Consider the following 1671-nt stretch of genomic DNA (forward strand, 5'->3'; position numbering starts at 1 on the left):
CATATTTATTTCCATTCCTTTCGCTTTGCTCAAGGCACAAAACGTTATGAAAATGTTTCCTTGAGCCTATTTTTTATTTATAATTCTTCTTGTAGGGAACTCGGTATACTACAAATCACGGGGAGGTGAGTGGGCTGTCCGGCTTGCCGGATGACCGCATATTTATATGTGTAGTTCGCCTTTTCAAGCACAAATAAGTGTGTCGTAGAACACGTAATCTTATCTTTGTATAAACAATCTCGTTTATGGCTTAGGCGTTCAGTCAATGCCGTATCTCCCTATAATCTTCAGCGAACCTTCCGGTTCTGAAAGGAGTCCCTATGGCTTTAAAAATCGTGTACAAAATCTGCTGTGGCATTGATGTCCACAAGACTTTTGTAGTGGCATGCATTGCTTCTACCGACAGCAATGGTGTAACCACATATGAGTGCCATCGTTTTTCGACCTACACGAGTGGTCTGAAAAATTTGTTACAGTGGCTGCTCAAGCACAACTGCAAGGATATCTGTATGGAATCCACCGGTAAATATTGGATTCCTGTCTACAATATCTTAGAAAACGATTGTACGATTGTCCTTGCTCATCCCAAATATGTTAAGGCTATCCGTGGAAAGAAAACTGACAAGAAAGATGCCAAATGGATTGCTGACCTATTCAAGCATGATCTTGTTGCCGGTAGCTTTATGCCGCCCGCTGACATCCGCCAGCTCCGTGACCTTATGCGTTACCGTTTCAAACTGACCTGCTTTCAATCAAGCGAAAAGAATCGTTTGCAGAACTGTCTCACGGTTTCCAATATCCAGTTGGGAAACGTTGTTTCGGACACCTTCGGCAAATCTGCTCAGGCGATACTGGATAAACTTTTGGAAAATCCCGCAGATACATCTTTTGACCTTGAACCCCTTATTTACAAAAGTTTGAAAAAGAAACTTCCCGAACTCCGTGACGCTATTGACGGTTATATCACTCCGGAACAAGCCGGCAAACTTAAGGTTATCAAAGCTCATTATGAAAACTTGGAATCCCGGAAAGCAGAGCTTGAAGAACTCATTCTTGCGCTCGCCGCTCCCTATCAGCAAGAACTTGCCATTCTCCAAACTGCTCCCGGTATCCGTAGCGACTTTACTGCCATCGGAATCATTTCCGAAATCGGTACCAACATGGAGGCTTTTCCTTCGGCGAAACACCTATGCTCATGGGCCGGTCTTACTCCGACCAACAATGAAAGTGCAGGGAAGAAAAAATCTGTCCGGGTTTCCAAGGCCGGATGCTATATCAAACCTTTACTGGTCCAGTGTGCAAATGCTGTTGTTGCCAGTAAAAAGCATCCGGAAATTCGCAACCGTTATCTCCGTCTCAAAAAGCGTCGCGGTCACAAGAAAGCAATCATTGCCATTGCAAGAATGCTTCTGACTGCATTATATCATATGCTCAAGAACGGTGAAAACTATAATGCGGAACTTTATCGGAAATACGATTTGCCTCCTGTTGACCGGGAAATCACGGTAGAACAGGCAATTATCATCGCAAGAAATCAAGGTTATAAAATCAAGTCAGCAACTGCATAGCCTTAACTTTTAATATTCAATTTTTAAAGTAGCCACCGAAAGATGGCTTGTTTATGATGCGATTAAGTGAATGGATATCCCCTACTTCTCATTTTCAATCTTA

1 protein-coding gene is annotated in these 1671 nt (G+C 42.9%); it reads left to right on the forward strand.

The window, feature by feature from the left end; translation table 11 throughout:
- Window positions 1-320 precede the first annotated feature (320 nt).
- Entirely contained in the window at window positions 321-1568 is a 1248-nt protein-coding gene (locus tag HMPREF0381_RS14045) for an IS110 family RNA-guided transposase (protein WP_008752678.1), read from the forward strand.
- Window positions 1569-1671 lie beyond the last annotated feature (103 nt).

It is taken from the genome of Lachnoanaerobaculum saburreum DSM 3986, from assembly GCF_000185385.1.
Taxonomy (GTDB): Bacteria; Bacillota; Clostridia; order Lachnospirales; family Lachnospiraceae; genus Lachnoanaerobaculum; species Lachnoanaerobaculum saburreum.